This is a genomic window from Agrobacterium sp. SUL3 (assembly GCF_001263295.1).
In the GTDB taxonomy this organism is placed as follows: Bacteria; Pseudomonadota; Alphaproteobacteria; order Rhizobiales; family Rhizobiaceae; genus Agrobacterium; species Agrobacterium tomkonis.
Genome location: NZ_KQ414537.1, coordinates 1 through 14,911 on the forward strand (window position 1 = coordinate 1; position 14,911 = coordinate 14,911).

Genomic DNA, 14,911 nt, shown 5'->3' on the forward strand with positions numbered 1-14,911 from the left:
AATTACTCATCAGTCGGGCTCCTATCCGCCCGTCTGAATCATAGCCGTCAATTCAAATCAATGGGTCCTGACCCTAGGGCCTTCCAGAACAGCAGAGCTCTGCTGTGTTGGCCACCGAAAGCCAAGAGGTCAGATACTATATGTTTCCCCGAGTCCAGGTGATCCTTGCTCAGCACAATGCCGGTGAGATATTTTACAGCAAACGCCTGCTTGGAGACTGCATGGTTTTGCCAGAAAATGTCGGCGCCGCGATGAATTGCAATTCATGTCATTTGCCTGGCGGTAAAGTGGACGCGGCTAACGGTTACGTCAACAATTTTTATCCACGCGTAATGCCCCGTGCGGGGAAGATGGTCGGTCTGGAAATGCCAATCAAGAGGCGCTATTGACGGACGGCGTTTATTAGGCGTATTCTTCATGACGGATTTGTGAAATCACGGCAGCGTAGCCGTGCCAAAATATGATGGCAAGATGGCCTCCATGCATCCTTGATCACGAGGGAAGCTGGAGGTTTTTGTGTTTTTGGAGTTATGAAAAGTTCGTTCGTGGTGCAATTAGCAGGCGAAAAGCCGCACTGGGGAATGCTTCAAACCGGGAGCAACTGCATTGATTAAACCGACCGATACTTCGGAGCCATGGCGTGTTGGAGTGCTGTTTTCCCGAACGGGTTTCATGTCCGTTATTGAGGAAACGCAGCTCCGGGGAACATTGCTGGCTATAGACCAGATCAACGACAGCGGCGGCATAAACGGTCGTCCGCTCGAGCCCGTAATCTACGATCCGGGCTCGGACACGCGTTCTTACGGACAGCTCGCGAAGCGGCTGATGGTGGTAGACGAGGTCAGCACGATTTTCGGCTGCTACACGTCAGCGAGCCGGAAGTCGGTGCTTCCGGTCGTCGAACGGCTGAACGGGTTGCTGTGGTATCCGACGCTTTACGAGGGGTTCGAGTTTTCCCCCAACGTGATCTATACCGGTGCGACCCCCAACCAGAACAGCATGCAACTCTGTAGTCTGCTTATGAAGCTGTATGGCGACCGGTTCTTCTTCATCGGTTCCGACTACATCTATCCGCGGGAATCCAACCGTATCATGCGTGAAATGGTGGCGCGGAGCGGAGGAAGCGTTGTCGGCGAGCGTTACGTGCGCCTCGGGGCGTCGCGGCTGGAGTTCGAGCCGATCATGCAGGAGATCAAGCTCGCAAAACCCGACGTGATCTTCTCGACGGTCGTGGGAGACGGGACGGTCTTCCTCTATCAGGCGTACTCAGACAAGGGTTTCGATCCCAAGAAAATGCCGATCGCCAGTCTCACGACATGCGAGGCGGAAATCGCCGCGATGGGTCACGACGTCGGCGAGGGCCATCTGACCGCCGCTCCGTATTTCCAGGGTATCGGCAACAACCAGAACAGCGAGTTCGTCAAGAGTTACCAGAAGCGGTACGGCGACGACGCCCCGACGAACATGTGCCTCGAATCCTCCTATTTCCAGGTGAACGTCTTCGCCAAGACCCTCGAGCGCGCGAACTCCCTCGAAACCCCCGTTCTAAGGGCGATGGTGATGGGATCGGAGTTCGAAGCGCCTCAGGGGGCCGTGTCGATCAATCCGAACTGGGCGCATGCCGACCTGTGGTCGCGGGTGGGCCGCGCCAACCGAAACGGCCAGTTCGATATCCTGTTCGAATCGAGGACGACAGTGAAAGCAGACCCCTTCCTCATAGGAAGCGGGCGTTGCACCGTCGCGGCCGCGGCAGTTTAGTGGGAGGGGTTGAATGTCGAGAATAGAAGTACTTCAAGAGCGACGTCTCGCGTCTCCGCCTCAGGGAGCGGTTCGAAACGAGCAGTCGGCACCCAACAACCAGTACAAGGCCGTGCAGAACCTGAACGTCGCCCTTATCGTCGAGCTGGACAGCGAGGGAGAGCGGCTCATGCGCGAGCTGCAGCGCCTGCGCTGCACGGTTCGTCATATCTGGCCCGTGCCCGTCCAACTGCCCGAGAACTACGACGTCGTCTACTGCACCCTGATGGAAGACCTTCCACGCCGCATTCCATGGCTTCCGGGCGAACCGTCGACAACGTTGATCCTGGTCGATCGCGGCCAGGACACGCTCAATCTCAAGCTTATCAACAACTGCGCCGCCCACGGCATGATCCACTACCCGCCGACCGCACGTTCGACGATCGGAGCGTTGGCGATGGCCAGGGAGCACTTCCTCTACGAACAACGTCTGCGGGGACGGATCGAGAAGCTCGACGAAAACCTGAGGACAATGCGCGTGGTCGAGAAAGCGAAGTCGATCGTGATGCGCACAAAGAGTCTCGGCGAGGACGACGCCTACAATTTCCTGCGTAGTCAGGCGATGGAACGGAGAGTGACGATCGGCGTAATCGCCAAGGCCGTCGTGGAGTCGTTCGATCTCCTGAACTGAGGTCGGTACGACGTCGTTGACAACAACGCTTTCGAGCGTAAGCTTCTGCTCAGCAACGTAGCTGACTGAAATTTCGGCAATAAGCGCCTCACTGCATCCGTCCTTCGGGGACGCATTGCGTGAGGCGTTTTTCGTTTTTAATGCGAGGAGATCGCGATGCCTTTGAACAGTCGGAATTCGGTTTTCACGATCGCCACGTCTCTGGCGATATGTGCGCTTTCCTCAGTGTCGATCTCATCGAACGCGCACGCGCATTCGATGAGATTTTCGGACGGAGCAGGGACGCCGAGAGGGGTCGAGATCGCCTCTATCGCGCATTCGGACATGGAACTGCTTTCCAAGTTCCGCCCTGACATCATTTCGCTGGCGGAACGGCAGGTGAAGACGGACGAGCGGATGCGACGGCTCATGAACTTCTCGAAAATCCAGTACACCTACTGCCTGTGGGGTATGATCCCGGGGGCGCTGACGGACGAGGAGAGCGACTTCAACGCGTGTTCACACGCCTACCTAGCGTCGGCTTTGGCACTCCTCGATCATATGGAGAGCATGCCCTTGGCCAGCGCCGAGGCGGTAGCGATAAGGCAGGCGATCGACGTCGAGCGGGCGGCCTCGCCGTCGTTCGTGCTGTGCAAGAGCAGCGCCGATCTCTTCTACACGGATCGGGTACTCGTACCCCGGCAAACCTTTGCGACCGCAGGAGGGGCTTTCGGTCTCCTCCTGTTGGTCGGCGCACTGCCACTGTTCCGGGTCCGCCGCCGGGTTTCGCGTTGAGAGTGACGATGGCCCATATTCAAACCACCTCGGACGTCGCAATCATCAAGTCGGGCTTTCCGTTATTGGCGAGGATGGTTGTCGATCCGAATTTCGAACTCAGTCTGGGCGCTTTCGGCGCGGTCGGCCAGTTTCCCCGCGAGGCGCGCATTTTTGTCGATGTTACAGACGACCGCGTCAGCGCGGCGACGGAGAGCTCCAGCATATCGCTACGGCGGCACGATCACCTGCGCCTCGTGGCGTTCGAAACACTGAGTTCCGACCCCGAGGGCTGGAACTGCGGCATCGCCATATGCCTGCCGGAAGAACAAGCGCGGATGTCCGCGCCGGGGCGTCCCGCGGAGGACTGTCTGGACCGTCACGCGATCTTTGCCGCCCATCGAACTCGGACCGTCCTCGACATCGTTGCAGGAAGTCCCTACGCGGATATCCGCCTGAGGGCGGACAAGGGTGCTCTGCCGGATTTGCGTGATCGTTCGCACGGCTCCGTACTCGATGCCGACCTCGTCGAGATCGAAGATTGCATCTGGATTTTCGAAACGGCCGTCGGGCGGATTGAGACCGGGGATCGTCGACGTCGCCACTTCCTTTCGCAGCTCTTCGGCACCACGGATACGCACTCCCGAACCCTCCCTATTCCAGAGGGCCTGGTACCGGTCGGCTATGCCTTTCCTCCCAATCCTCGGCAGGCCGAACCGGGAGCGTGGGGAGCAGCTCATTTCTCGTTTCAAGTTATCCTAGACGAACATGGCGTTCCGGAACTCGTAAAACTCAAGAGACGCGTGGAGCGAGCGCTCGAAGACGGCAAGTCGAACGAAGTATTCGGGTCTCTTCTCGAACATTCCGGCCCACCGACCCGGATGGAAATCGAATGCGTCCGGATCGCGCTGCGGCAGCGGCGCTGGCTCAGGGGCGGACGACCGGCGCACGGATGGGAAGACGAGTTCGACGCCCCGTTGGCCAAGACACGCGGCGGCACGACGGCTGGCGAGATGGTTAACCAGCCGACGACAATGAAAGACGAAATTGATCGAGACGCAGCGACTGCCATAGCCGGCGTCGCCAAAGCCAGAGAGGTTCACATGTCAACCGCAACTCAAACCAACGACCGCATCCCGGCAACCGTTATTACGGGTTTCCTCGGGTCCGGGAAAACAACCCTCGTGAACAGGATTCTTCACGAGAACCACGGTAAGAAGATCGCCGTCATCGTGAACGAGTTCGGCGAGATCAGCATCGACGGCCAGCTGGTCATCAGGGACGAGCAGGCGGAACTCGTCGAGTTCAACAACGGTTGTCTCTGCTGCACAGTCAGGGGGGATTTGATCGAGACGCTCGAAAGGCTTCAGGAACGCGCGGGCGAACTCGAGGGTATCCTGATCGAGACGACCGGGCTTGCCGATCCCGCTCCAGTCGCTTCCACTTTCTTCGTCGCCGACGACGTGAAAAGCCGCATTCGCCTCGACGCGTTCGTGACGATGGTCGATGCGGTCAATCTGGAGACAAATCTCAAACAAAGCCCCGAGGCCGTCGAACAGGTGGCGTTCAGCGACGTCGTGCTGGTGAACAAGATCGACGTCGCCACGCCGGAACAGGTGAAAAGCGCGGAAGCGACGGTACGCAGGATCAACCCGCTCGCACGTATCCATTTCACGGCGAACGCCGAGATCGATCTGGGACACGTAATCAACGTAGGCGCGTTCGACCTCGTGCAGAAGCTCGATGTCGATCCGGGCTTCCTCGACGACCACGAGCACGAACACGATCCGGCGGTCGGGTCCTTCATCCTCGAGGAAACGCGGCCCATCGATCTCAATCGCTTCTCCCTCTGGCTGAACGAAGTCGCCCAGACGCGTGGACAGGACCTCTACCGGACAAAGGGCATCTTCCACGCCAGGGGGTTCAAGGAGCGGGTCGTCTTTCAGAGTGTCCGGATGCTGACGACAATGCGCATGGATCGCCCGTGGACCGACGACGAGCCACGCGTGTCGCAATTCGTTGTAATCGGGAAAAACCTCGATCGCGAGGCATTCGCCGACGGCTTCGCGCGCTGTGTGGCGGGATAGGGCGCGGCGATGACCCTCGTATCGGGATCGAATGCCAGCAGCGTGGACACCGGCGAACCAGTCTACCAGGTTCATGTCTTCTGTTGCACGAACGAGCGGCCAGCTACTCATTGGAGGGGATCGTGCGGAGCCAAACGGGGACGACAGCTGTGCGATTACATGTGTCGCCTCGCGATGACCTTGGGGATGAGGCGGATCCGGATAAACCACGCCGGATGCATGAACGTCTGCGAACATGGTCCGGTGATGGTGATTTATCCCGAAGGGGTCTGGTATCGCTTCGAAACCGAAGACGATGTCTCGGAAATCCTCCGGTCACACGTCGGTGGAGGGCGCCATGTAGAAAGGCTCAGGCTTCAGATCGATCCAAATACAATTCACGGTTAATATGGTTGCTGTAGGCGGTTCATATCACGCGGTGCAGAACTGCGTCTAAACTTTATGCAATAAGTCTAGTATTTGTGCGCAGTGATGACAAATTCGGCTATGTAAAATATTCGCAAAACATGCCGAAATAGTCGCTTGACAAACCACAATAGCGATGTAGGCTCCCACTTCAGCAATATAGCTGACAACATTTCTGGCAATAAGCGCCTCACTGCATTCGTCCCTCGGAGACGACCTGCGTGGGGCGTTTTTCGTTTTTGGTCTCGAAAAAAGGAGAATGAGATGTCTGCCATTACCAATCCGAACGTATACAACTCCCCCGCCGACGACGCGATCCCGCTCGGACAGGTCCTGCCTTGGGCAGTCTTCGGAGGGATGATGATGCTTCTCTCGATCTACTTCGTCGGCGTCGAGGAAGGTGCGATGTCGCTCGTTTCGAGCAACTACGTCCACGAGTACGTCCACGACGCTCGTCACCTCCTCGGCTTCCCCTGCCACTGATCTGACAAAGGAGATACGGCGATGGTCGGAAAACTGCTCGTAAGAGGAATGTTGGCTGGTGTCATCGCCGCCATCTTTGCCTTTGCCTTTTTCAAGTCCTACGGCGAACCGTGGGTCGATCACGCGATCGCGATCGAGGAGCAACATAGTACGGCGGCCGGGATGGCCGCCGAACCCGAACTCGTCAGCCGTTCCGTCCAGGCGGGACTGGGCCTTCTTACCGGTGTCCTCGTCTACGGCGTGGCGATCGGCGGACTGTTTGCCATTGCCTATGCCTTCGCGAACAAACGTCTCGGCGTGCTGAGCCCGCGCAGCACCGCTATGCTGATCGCCATTGTCGGACTGGTGGCTCTGATCGTCGTGCCTGCTCTGAAATATCCGGCTAACCCGCCAGCAGTCGGAAGCGGCGACACTATCGGCGCGCGGACGCAGCTATACTTCCTGATGGTCGCGGCTTCCGTCTTGTCGGCGACGCTATCCATCATGGCTGCCACGAAGCTGTGGCCTAAGATCGGCGGGTGGTACGCGTCGCTTGCAGCCGTATGCATCTATGCCGGCATCGTAGCGGTCATGATGCAGATCCTTCCTGCGGTGAACGAGGTTCCCGAAGACTTTCCCGCTGAAACCCTCTACAATTTCAGGACCGCGTCGATCGCTGGTCATGTGATATTCTGGACGCTGCTCGGCGTTGCATTCGACATCCTGCGGCTATTGTCCGAAGCGCTGTGGCCAAGGCGAGGAATCAACGCGGCCTGACCGTCCGTGAGTACGTCGACCGTTTCCATTCATGCGTCAAATGTTGAGAGGTAATGAGAATGTCCACGAACGTAGGCCTCGACATCGACCGCGGTCGGCCGCTTCCTGCTATCGGCACCACCGAAGCAAAGCTTCAACAAAGAAAACTGGACGCCCTACGTCGCGGCGTCCACCGGATCCAGGACCACTCCGAAATGCCATTCGGCATCCATCTCGTCGGCATCGGCGGCGCGGGCTGCCGGGTGATCGAGGAATTCCTGAACACGGCTCCGGAAAACCTACTCGACAAGCCCGGTTCGAGGTTCACCGCCCTCGCGATCGATGTCGGCGACGATGACCTCCTCAAGGTGCGTACTTCTGCGACCAGGTTCCCAGAGGAGCGCACCCAGGTTGAAACGGTTGCGCTCGACATGGCGTCGTCGGAGGAGCTGCAGGAGGTCGTCGGGAAATACGCGGATTTCCTCAAGCTCGAATACCCCATGTACCATCCGAACCCCGGTTCAACCTCGTGGTTGCCTTCGGGGAAGTCGATACGGGCCGAAGACGGGTCGATGACCCGGGCAGGTTCGAAGGCGCTATACGGCCAGGCGTATTACGATGCCGACAGGCCGATGCAGAAGGCCTTGAAACGGTTCGTCGCCAGCGTCGAAAAGACAGGCGGCAACTCGATCGTGTGTATCGTTTTCGGTCTGGCCGGGGGGACCGGAAGCGGGATCGCGATGGATCTGGCCCGCCATCTCTCCTCGGTCCAGTTCGGTCGCCGGGTTCTCGTGACAGGCCTCGGGATCGCGCCGCATCCCGACGAGGTGACCCCCGACAAACTGACGCGGCTGCATGCCGTCTTCTCCGAGCTGGACGTGCTCTGTGACGAGACGAAGAACGCGGGAATCACGCTCTCGTGCGGCGACCTGTTCAAGAACCCGTTCACCGCGGGTTTCATGATCATTCCCCAGCCTGCGAACGTCAGCGTGTCGGAAGCCCGGGAAGAGGTGAGCAAGCGGCTCGCGAAGCTTCTGTTCGAACGCCGCGGAGCGAACGTCTGGGAGGCGCTGAGGCTCCTTAACTGGGTCGCCGCGCCCTCCACACAGCATTCGGCCGCGAGAACGCCCTGGGGTTCAAGGTGGATACACATGATCGGTTCCGCGCCGGATGGTAACGGCTCGTCGAACAGGGACCTGCGGAAAGACCTCGGGTTGCTGGAGGACTATCAGCCGGAATTCCTCGAATTGAGGGCGTCGGGCACGATCGACGAAAGCGAACGCAAAGCCTGGACGGAAGCGCTCGATGCAGCTTTCAGCCCGGAGGCACCTACGTGCGCCACGGACGGCGGCTCGCCGGGCATCGTTCAATACCTGTTGCCGCGTCTGGCACTCAAGGACCTGTCGGTTTTCGAAGCCGCGCGGAATGCCTACGACGAAGCCGACCTGCTCCATCGCCAGTCGGAACACGCGCTGTTGCTCGACCAGGGAATTCTTCTTTGCGAGCCGTCGACCGCGATCGAGGGAATGGCGGGCGCAAGTCTCGGCGGCGGAAGCCAGTGGATCGCGGTACCCCGCGATCAGCTGCGCGGTCGGTACGAGTGACGGAGGACGAGATGGCACTCGATTGGAAAACGGTAAAGGCAAAGTACGGAAACGGATACCAGGTCCCAACGATCCGTGGCGGCAAGTTCGTGAACATCACCCGTGTCGACGACGTGGCGATCTACATCGAGAGCCCGATCTGGAGCGCGACACTGCAACGAAAGAACCTCGAAGCGGGGGTGGCGTTGATCGAGGAGGGCGTCATCTCCCGTGATCCCGGGCTCTTCGTCGAAGACTACATGATCTACGTGGCGCACGAGCGAGCGAGTTCGGTCGCCCATATTCTCCGAGACCTCGGAATTCTCGATCAGACGGAGACGTTCAGTATCCGTTGTTGATGGTGGCGAACCGCAACCCAACATGCGCGGATGAAAGAGGCACGCCACCTGGCTCCGATAACCGCGTCGGCATAACCAATCACATCCAGAGGAGATACATAACATGGCATCGTCATCAATGTACCACAGCGCGACGGGGACCCAGTCGCCCCATTGCATCCACGCGATCGGGATCGGCCGCACCGGGGCCGCCTACATCGAAGCGCTGCTCCGGACGGGCGAAGTCGAAGACCTTCTGGCTTCCGACTCCCGCGCCACCTGCGCCGTGATGATCGTCGATATCGGCGAGCAGGACATGAACGTCGCGATCGACTACGCCAACTCGTTCAAGCAGCGCCTGCAGTCCCGCGGCGTTTCGGCCGACAAGTTCAATTTCCAGGCGATCGCGCTGCCCGTCCCGGACAAGCAGGAGTTTTTCGAAGGTCTTAACCGGACCCGCGAGTTCCTCAAGCTGGAATATCCTCGCTATTACTGGAACCCGAACTTCGAATCCTACGTCTCGCACAAGTACGTTCTGCCCGAAGCCGGAAACCACTTCCCGCGCCTGGTCGCGAAGGGCATCTACGCCAACGCCTACTACGCTGGCGAGCGTCCGATGGACGTCGCCCTGCGCAGCTTCGTGGACACGGTCGAGCAGGCGCAGCTACCTTCGATGGTCCTCGTTCCGTTCAGCATCGCGGGCGGCACCGGCAGCGGCATCGTGGTCGATCTGGCGCGCCATCTGTCGAACCTCAAGTTCGGTCGCCGCATTCCGGTCATCGGCGTCGGACAGCTCTCTCACGTCGGTGACGGCGAAGAAGTCCACAACGGGGCGGGCCAGTACACAGCGCTCAACGAAATCGACTGCATGCTCGACGACGACAAGAACGCCGGCGTTACCGCCGTATGGGGCGAGCCTTACCGCAACCCCTTCACGGGCGGCTTCTTCGTCGTCAATCCGGAACACAGCTGGCATCGTCTGACCGCCTACACGACGACAGGCGAGAAGGAAGTCCGCCAAAGCTTCCGCCAAATGGTCACCAACCGCTTCGTCGCGGACAGCTTCATGCGGTTCGCCGTCATGGACTACGGCCGCGTCCTGTTCCGCGCCCTTCGCCCGGCGGGTTTCACGGGTGCTCCCCACGAAACCCTGTCCTCGAAGTCGCGCAACTGGACCCTGTTCGATGTCGCGAAGCTGACCCATCCCGGCGTTCAGGTGCTCCCGGGCGAGGCGGCCTCGAAGTGGCAGGCGACGATCGCCCAGTGGATCGACTTCATTCCGCAGTACAGCGGTCTGCGGGACGGGTTCAAGACGGACTATGCCGAGGTCCACATCCACGCATCCCGCGACATGGGCTTCGACAACATCGAAAAGGGTATCAAGGAACTGGTGTCCAAGAACTACCTTCTCGAAGGCGACTCGACCTACCAGACTTATAACCACGAGTTCTTCGATGTCCTGACCTCGTACGCCAACGTCATCATGCCCGGCGTCGCGAAGACCGATCTGCATGCATTCTGGGAAAGCCAGAAGGCGTACGACAAGCTCGACTGGGAAACCAAGCTGCACGAGCATGCCTGGCTCGTGGATATCGGACCGATGCTCTCGGAGCCCGCGATCCGCTTCGAGGGCATGGCCGGGGAATGCATCTGGGGCTGCGCATGCTGGGTCGTCGTTCCCTACGACCAGCTCCGCGGCGACAAGCTGCCCCCGCCGAACCGCAAGGTCATCCGCGAGGAAGCCATCGCCATGATGACCAAGACCGTCGTCAAGACGCCGGGCGGCGAAGCCAAGAAGCTCGCGAAGGCTCACGCCTGATCCGACTTCACCTACACCGAAGCCCGGAGCCGCGCCCGAGCGCGGCTCCGAACCAGAAGGGCGAGGGCAGATGCACGAAAAACTCCAGTCGTTGATTATCGAAGACGAACCGTACTACCGCAGCAGCGGGAACGAGGTCGCCCTGTTCAGCGCCGCGATGAAGCGCAAGCTCCCTATGATCCTCAAGGGCCCGACAGGTTGTGGCAAAACCCGGTTCGTCGAGCACATGGCCTGGCGTCTCAAGCTGCCGCTTATCACGATGGCCTGCAACGAGGACATGACGGCTTCCGATCTCGTTGGACGCTGGCTCCTCGATGCCGAAGGTACGCAATGGCATGACGGCCCTCTGACCACGGCCGTGCGTTATGGCGGCCTATGTTATCTGGACGAGGTCGTCGAAGCTCGCCAGGATACGACCGTCGTCATTCATCCACTGACGGACGATCGCCGTATCCTCCCTCTCGACAAACGAGGAGAGGTCGTGAAAGCCCACCCGGACTTCCGCTTGGTTGTTTCTTACAATCCGGGGTACCAGAGCGCGGCGAAGGATATGAAGCAATCGACCCGGCAGCGCTTCGGAGCGATCGACTTCGATTTCCTGCCGCAGGCGGTCGAAGTCGAAGTGGTAGCGCACGAGAGCGGCGTCACTCCGGAGATAGCCACGAGACTGGTCTCCGTTGCGACCCAGTCGCGGGCCCTAAGGGGCAGGGGACTGGACGAAGGTATCAGTACCCGGATGCTCGTCCACTCCGGCTCTTTGATCAGTGAGGGCATCTCTCCTCACGACGCCTGCGCGCTGGCGATGACCGCGCCGCTAACGGACGATCCGGATCTTCAGGCGGCGATGAGCGGCTTCGTGGAGGCTCAGTTCGGTCCACGCCCATGAACGCCCACTTCGAAGCAATTCAGGGTCCGGTGTCGGCGAGAAAGCTCGGGATGCTTCGCGACATCGATGACTGTGCATATGACGCGCTGATCCGCGCGATGCCGCTGATATCCGATTATCTCAAAAACGAGATCGATCTGGCAGACCTGGCTGGGCTGTTGTTGCAGATCGCTAGCGAGAAGCCGGAGGCGGCCCGAGCGTTCGCTGATCGCATCGGCAACGACCCCTCGTTGGCCGGAGACTACCCCGGCCTGCGCCGATGGGCGGTCCACGGGCTGCAAAAGCATCGGAACGATATTGAATGCATGCTCCATCATTTCGAATGGGGCAGCCCGCAGGCGTACTCCGATGAGCAGGCTTTGCACGATACCGAGGAATTATTGCGGGAACGCGGTGCCCTGCTCCATTATCTCGCCGGGTTCGGGTTCGCCGAATTCTCTATCGATCTCCATGAGCCGGATACCGACGGACGCCAAACTCGTGCGGTAACGATCGATGACGGCGTCATTCGCTACCCACGTCGCTTCCACGGCGACACGACTGACCGCGCCCTTCTGCGCCGCGCCAACATCGCGCACGTCGCCGCTCACCTGCGCTATTCTCCGTTGAGACGTCCCGCTGGCAATCGTCGACCCAGTCTGGTGGCTATGACTGCGCTCATCGAAGACGCCCGCGTCGAACGCCTGATGGTCCGGGACTATCCCGGATTGAAGGCGCTCTGGGGGGGCTTTCACACCGCGACCCGCGAGGTATCCGGTTTCGATTTTGCAGGCTTGTCGGCTCGCCTGGCGCGGGCGTTGCACGACGACACCTACATCGACACGAACCCATGGGTCGGCAAGGGACGCGAGCTTTTCGAAGAAGCCGCCTCGAAAGGACTTGACGATGTCAATGCTTTCGACCGCCTGGCGCGCACGCTTGCGATCAACCTCGGCAAGATGCGCCTTGAGCCTTCAGCCGACCGTCAACCGGAACCGATATACCGCGACGACAACGCGATCCTCTGGGGACCGGATACCGCACTTCCGGAAGACGCCGAGCGTCATTCGGAAATCGAGATCGTCGACGCCCTCCAGGACGGGGAGAAGGCGGAACGGGATGTCGAGGGGATCGACGTCCGCCATAGGTACCGTTACCCCGAATGGGATCATCGACTTTCGGAACTACGCGAGGGGTGGGCCACGGTCGTGGAGGAGGAGTTGCCGCGTAGGAAGACTTGGCCTTCGCTTCAACGGCTTACACAACCGAAAATCATTCTCTCCGCGTCCGCACGGGTTCCGGACAGGGCGATCAGGCTGACACGCTTGACCGAGGGGGACGAAATCGACCTCAATGTCGTCGTTGAGAACGTGGTTCAACAACGGGCTCGACTATCCCCGGACGGTCGCATCTTCTGTCGCCATGGTCGTCGTCGCAGGTCCACGTCAGTCGTTCTGTTGATGGATTTTTCGATATCCACGGAGCGCTTCGTGCCCGGCAGCTTTACCAAGGTCATCGACGTCGAAAAACAGGCTGCACTCGTCATCGCCGAGGCGATGGAGGCCCAACACGACCGCATAGCCATTCACGGTTTTTCCTCGAACGGCCGTCACGAGGTTAACTACCGGAGGATCAAGGATTTCGACGAGCCGTTCGGGGAGGAGGCTCGTTCCAGGCTGGCCGCATCTGCAAGCCGCCACAGTACCCGGATGGGCGCGGCGATCAGACATGCGACGGCGCTTCTGGAAGCCGAGGCCGCAGACCACAAGGTCGTCCTTCTCCTAACCGATGGCGAGCCTTCCGATATCGACGTGGCGGAAGACGACTATCTGGTCGAAGACGCCCGCGAGGCGGTCGTCAGCGCCCTGTCTAAGCGGGTCAGAACGTTCTGCGTCACACTCGACCGCCGCGCCGATCACTACGCTCGTCGTATCTTCGGACAGCGGAACTTCCTCATCGCCGAACGCGCCTCGACATTCGCGAACCACACCAACAGGACGCTGACACGGCTCCTTGCCCTGTGAGCGACAACTTGTGAACCCTTACATCAACGAGAAACCGGAGGAACAAATGACAGAGAGCAAACCCACCGCCGCACCGGAACCACACTGTGTCCACGTGATCGGCATAGGTCGGACAGGAGCGGTGTACGTCGAAGCCTTGCTTCGGACCGGGGAGATCGAGGACAACCTCATGCACGAAGGAACGACGTTCGCTTCCCTGATAGTCGATGTCGGTGACGATCACATGCAGGTCGCTAACGATTATGCAAGGTCGTTCAAGCCGCGAATGGCGTCGCGTGGCATACCTACCGACCGTTACCTTCACGAGAACGTCGTACTTTCGACACCGGAAGCAGGCGCTGTCGGAAAGCAGCTTGCAGCCGGCCTTCAACTGTTCGCAAGTAAGGTGAAAGAAGCCAAGCATCCTTCGACCGTGTTCATCGCCTGCAGCCTTGCCGGGAAAACCGGAAGCGGGATGGTGGTGAATATCGCTCGTGAACTGAAGAAACTTGGCCTTGGGGACAATGTTCGGGTCGCTGGCGTCGGCCAGCTCAGCCACAGCGGTGACGGAGAATACAGCGACAGCATTGATCAAACGAAAGCGCTGGACGAGATCGACGCAACATGCGGCGCGGCGGAGAACAACCCGTTTACGGGCGGGTTCTATGTCGTTCCGACCGAGCACAGCTGGCAGCGCCTTACCGCCTACACCACGACAGGTGTGAAAGAGGTACGCCGGTCGTTCAAGCAGATGGTAACCAACCGGTTCGTAGCGGATTCGTTCATGCGATGGGCTGTGTCCGACAACGCTTCGCACCTCATCCGCATGATCAAGCGGTGCGGCGGCAAGCTCAACATGTTCGGCATCGCGAAGTTCAGCCATCCTGGCGTCCAGGTACTTCCTGGACAGGCACGGTCGATCTGGGATGCCGTGCTGCAGCAGTGGATTTCGTTCGTGCCCCAGTACTCGGGTTTGAAGGAAGGTTTCAAGACCGACAGTGTCGAAGTCCATATTTACGCGGCGCGAGATATGCGCATCGACGTGATGGAAGCCGAACTCAAGGATGTCCTGGTTTCGAATTACCTCAAACAGGGCAGCTCGGACTACCAAGCCTACAAGAACGAGTTCTTCGATGAACTGACCTCTTACGGAAACATTATCTTACCGAGTATCGGGAAGAAAGATCTCATGGCGTACGACCGCTCAAGCGGATGATCGGCAAGCGAGTTGTTAGCGGACCTGATCTGAGGGTAAGGGCGCTCGAATCGGACGGCGGGTTCTCCCCGGGGGGGCCGCCTGACCCAGTGGGAGTGATCGTAAACGAGGTGCTCGATCTAGGGTCAGGACTCATTGATCAGAGCCAGAAGATAACGGTTGCAGCGAGAGCGATGGCGGAGAGGAAGACCATTGG

General features: G+C 59.6%; 15 protein-coding genes and 1 pseudogene. 15 read left to right on the forward strand and 1 reads right to left on the reverse strand.

Annotation, left to right across the window (positions count from 1 at the left end; translation table 11 throughout):
• The first annotated feature begins 104 nt into the window (after positions 1-104).
• The 3 genes from AKG12_RS27980 (at position 105) to AKG12_RS27990 (ending at position 2,428) form a co-directional block, all read left to right on the forward strand.
• Positions 105-389, forward strand: a complete 285-nt coding sequence (locus AKG12_RS27980; protein WP_052821327.1) for a hypothetical protein — start codon at positions 105-107, stop codon at positions 387-389.
• 217 nt (positions 390-606) lie between these two features.
• The gene (locus tag AKG12_RS27985) at positions 607-1,758 is read left to right on the forward strand and encodes a transporter substrate-binding domain-containing protein (protein WP_263135642.1); all 1,152 of its coding nucleotides are present in this window, start codon (positions 607-609) and stop codon (positions 1,756-1,758) included.
• 13 nt (positions 1,759-1,771) lie between these two features.
• On the forward strand, positions 1,772-2,428 hold the full coding sequence (locus AKG12_RS27990; RefSeq protein WP_052821328.1) for an ANTAR domain-containing response regulator: 657 nt from the start codon (positions 1,772-1,774) through the stop codon (positions 2,426-2,428).
• 137 nt (positions 2,429-2,565) lie between these two features.
• Here AKG12_RS27990 and AKG12_RS27995 read toward each other — a convergent pair whose 3' ends face one another.
• Entirely contained in the window at positions 2,566-2,754 is a 189-nt protein-coding gene (locus tag AKG12_RS27995; protein WP_052821329.1) for a hypothetical protein, read from the reverse strand.
• On the opposite strand from AKG12_RS27995, the gene AKG12_RS28000 reads away from it, so the two are divergent.
• The 12 genes and pseudogenes from AKG12_RS28000 to AKG12_RS30935 form a co-directional block, all read left to right on the forward strand.
• Entirely contained in the window at positions 2,753-3,202 is a 450-nt protein-coding gene (locus AKG12_RS28000) for a hypothetical protein (protein ID WP_052821330.1), read from the forward strand. The genes AKG12_RS27995 and AKG12_RS28000 overlap by 2 nt on opposite strands.
• Before the next feature lie 8 nt (positions 3,203-3,210).
• A pseudogene (locus tag AKG12_RS31455) lies at positions 3,211-4,086 on the forward strand (DUF6925 family protein); the annotation flags it as partial.
• Positions 4,087-4,284: 198 nt separating this feature from the next.
• Positions 4,285-5,268 (forward strand): CobW family GTP-binding protein, encoded by a 984-nt coding sequence (locus AKG12_RS28005; RefSeq protein ID WP_052821341.1) that lies wholly within the window; start codon positions 4,285-4,287, stop codon positions 5,266-5,268.
• A 669-nt stretch (positions 5,269-5,937) separates the two neighbouring features.
• Positions 5,938-6,156 (forward strand): CbtB domain-containing protein, encoded by a 219-nt coding sequence (locus tag AKG12_RS28015; RefSeq protein WP_052821332.1) that lies wholly within the window; start codon positions 5,938-5,940, stop codon positions 6,154-6,156.
• 21 nt (positions 6,157-6,177) lie between these two features.
• A complete protein-coding gene (locus AKG12_RS28020) occupies positions 6,178-6,912 on the forward strand; it encodes a CbtA family protein (RefSeq protein WP_052821333.1) in 735 nt (244 codons plus the stop codon).
• A gap of 59 nt (positions 6,913-6,971) precedes the next feature.
• Complete coding sequence (locus AKG12_RS28025) at positions 6,972-8,495, forward strand: tubulin-like doman-containing protein (RefSeq protein WP_052821334.1); 1,524 nt, start codon at positions 6,972-6,974, stop codon at positions 8,493-8,495.
• An 11-nt stretch (positions 8,496-8,506) separates the two neighbouring features.
• The gene (locus tag AKG12_RS28030; RefSeq protein ID WP_052821335.1) at positions 8,507-8,833 is read left to right on the forward strand and encodes a hypothetical protein; all 327 of its coding nucleotides are present in this window, start codon (positions 8,507-8,509) and stop codon (positions 8,831-8,833) included.
• Between the two features lie 103 nt (positions 8,834-8,936).
• The gene (locus tag AKG12_RS28035) at positions 8,937-10,631 is read left to right on the forward strand and encodes a hypothetical protein (protein ID WP_052821336.1); all 1,695 of its coding nucleotides are present in this window, start codon (positions 8,937-8,939) and stop codon (positions 10,629-10,631) included.
• A 70-nt stretch (positions 10,632-10,701) separates the two neighbouring features.
• On the forward strand, positions 10,702-11,517 hold the full coding sequence (locus tag AKG12_RS28040; RefSeq protein ID WP_052821337.1) for a CbbQ/NirQ/NorQ/GpvN family protein: 816 nt from the start codon (positions 10,702-10,704) through the stop codon (positions 11,515-11,517).
• The gene (locus tag AKG12_RS28045) at positions 11,514-13,520 is read left to right on the forward strand and encodes a nitric oxide reductase activation protein NorD (RefSeq protein ID WP_052821338.1); all 2,007 of its coding nucleotides are present in this window, start codon (positions 11,514-11,516) and stop codon (positions 13,518-13,520) included. Before AKG12_RS28040 ends, AKG12_RS28045 begins: the two co-directional genes overlap by 4 nt.
• 46 nt (positions 13,521-13,566) lie before the next feature.
• Positions 13,567-14,715, forward strand: a complete 1,149-nt coding sequence (locus tag AKG12_RS28050; protein WP_141402099.1) for a hypothetical protein — start codon at positions 13,567-13,569, stop codon at positions 14,713-14,715.
• A partial coding sequence (locus AKG12_RS30935; RefSeq protein WP_210168244.1) for a hypothetical protein occupies positions 14,712-14,911 on the forward strand: 200 nt, incomplete at its 3' end. The genes AKG12_RS28050 and AKG12_RS30935, both read left to right, overlap by 4 nt.

What these genes read in the sequence shown, in the direction of transcription:
- AKG12_RS27990 (WP_052821328.1), top strand. Translation starts at nt 1,772, where the DNA reads ATGTCGAGAATAGAAGTACTTCAAGAGCGACGTCTCGCGTCTCCGCCT.
- AKG12_RS28000 (WP_052821330.1), top strand. Translation starts at nt 2,753, where the DNA reads ATGGAACTGCTTTCCAAGTTCCGCCCTGACATCATTTCGCTGGCGGAA.
- AKG12_RS27995 (WP_052821329.1), bottom strand. Translation starts at nt 2,754, where the DNA reads ATGTCCGAATGCGCGATAGAGGCGATCTCGACCCCTCTCGGCGTCCCT.
- AKG12_RS28005 (WP_052821341.1), top strand. Translation starts at nt 4,285, where the DNA reads ATGTCAACCGCAACTCAAACCAACGACCGCATCCCGGCAACCGTTATT.
- AKG12_RS28015 (WP_052821332.1), top strand. Translation starts at nt 5,938, where the DNA reads ATGTCTGCCATTACCAATCCGAACGTATACAACTCCCCCGCCGACGAC.
- AKG12_RS28020 (WP_052821333.1), top strand. Translation starts at nt 6,178, where the DNA reads ATGGTCGGAAAACTGCTCGTAAGAGGAATGTTGGCTGGTGTCATCGCC.
- AKG12_RS28025 (WP_052821334.1), top strand. Translation starts at nt 6,972, where the DNA reads ATGTCCACGAACGTAGGCCTCGACATCGACCGCGGTCGGCCGCTTCCT.
- AKG12_RS28030 (WP_052821335.1), top strand. Translation starts at nt 8,507, where the DNA reads ATGGCACTCGATTGGAAAACGGTAAAGGCAAAGTACGGAAACGGATAC.
- AKG12_RS28035 (WP_052821336.1), top strand. Translation starts at nt 8,937, where the DNA reads ATGGCATCGTCATCAATGTACCACAGCGCGACGGGGACCCAGTCGCCC.
- AKG12_RS28040 (WP_052821337.1), top strand. Translation starts at nt 10,702, where the DNA reads ATGCACGAAAAACTCCAGTCGTTGATTATCGAAGACGAACCGTACTAC.
- AKG12_RS28045 (WP_052821338.1), top strand. Translation starts at nt 11,514, where the DNA reads ATGAACGCCCACTTCGAAGCAATTCAGGGTCCGGTGTCGGCGAGAAAG.
- AKG12_RS28050 (WP_141402099.1), top strand. Translation starts at nt 13,567, where the DNA reads ATGACAGAGAGCAAACCCACCGCCGCACCGGAACCACACTGTGTCCAC.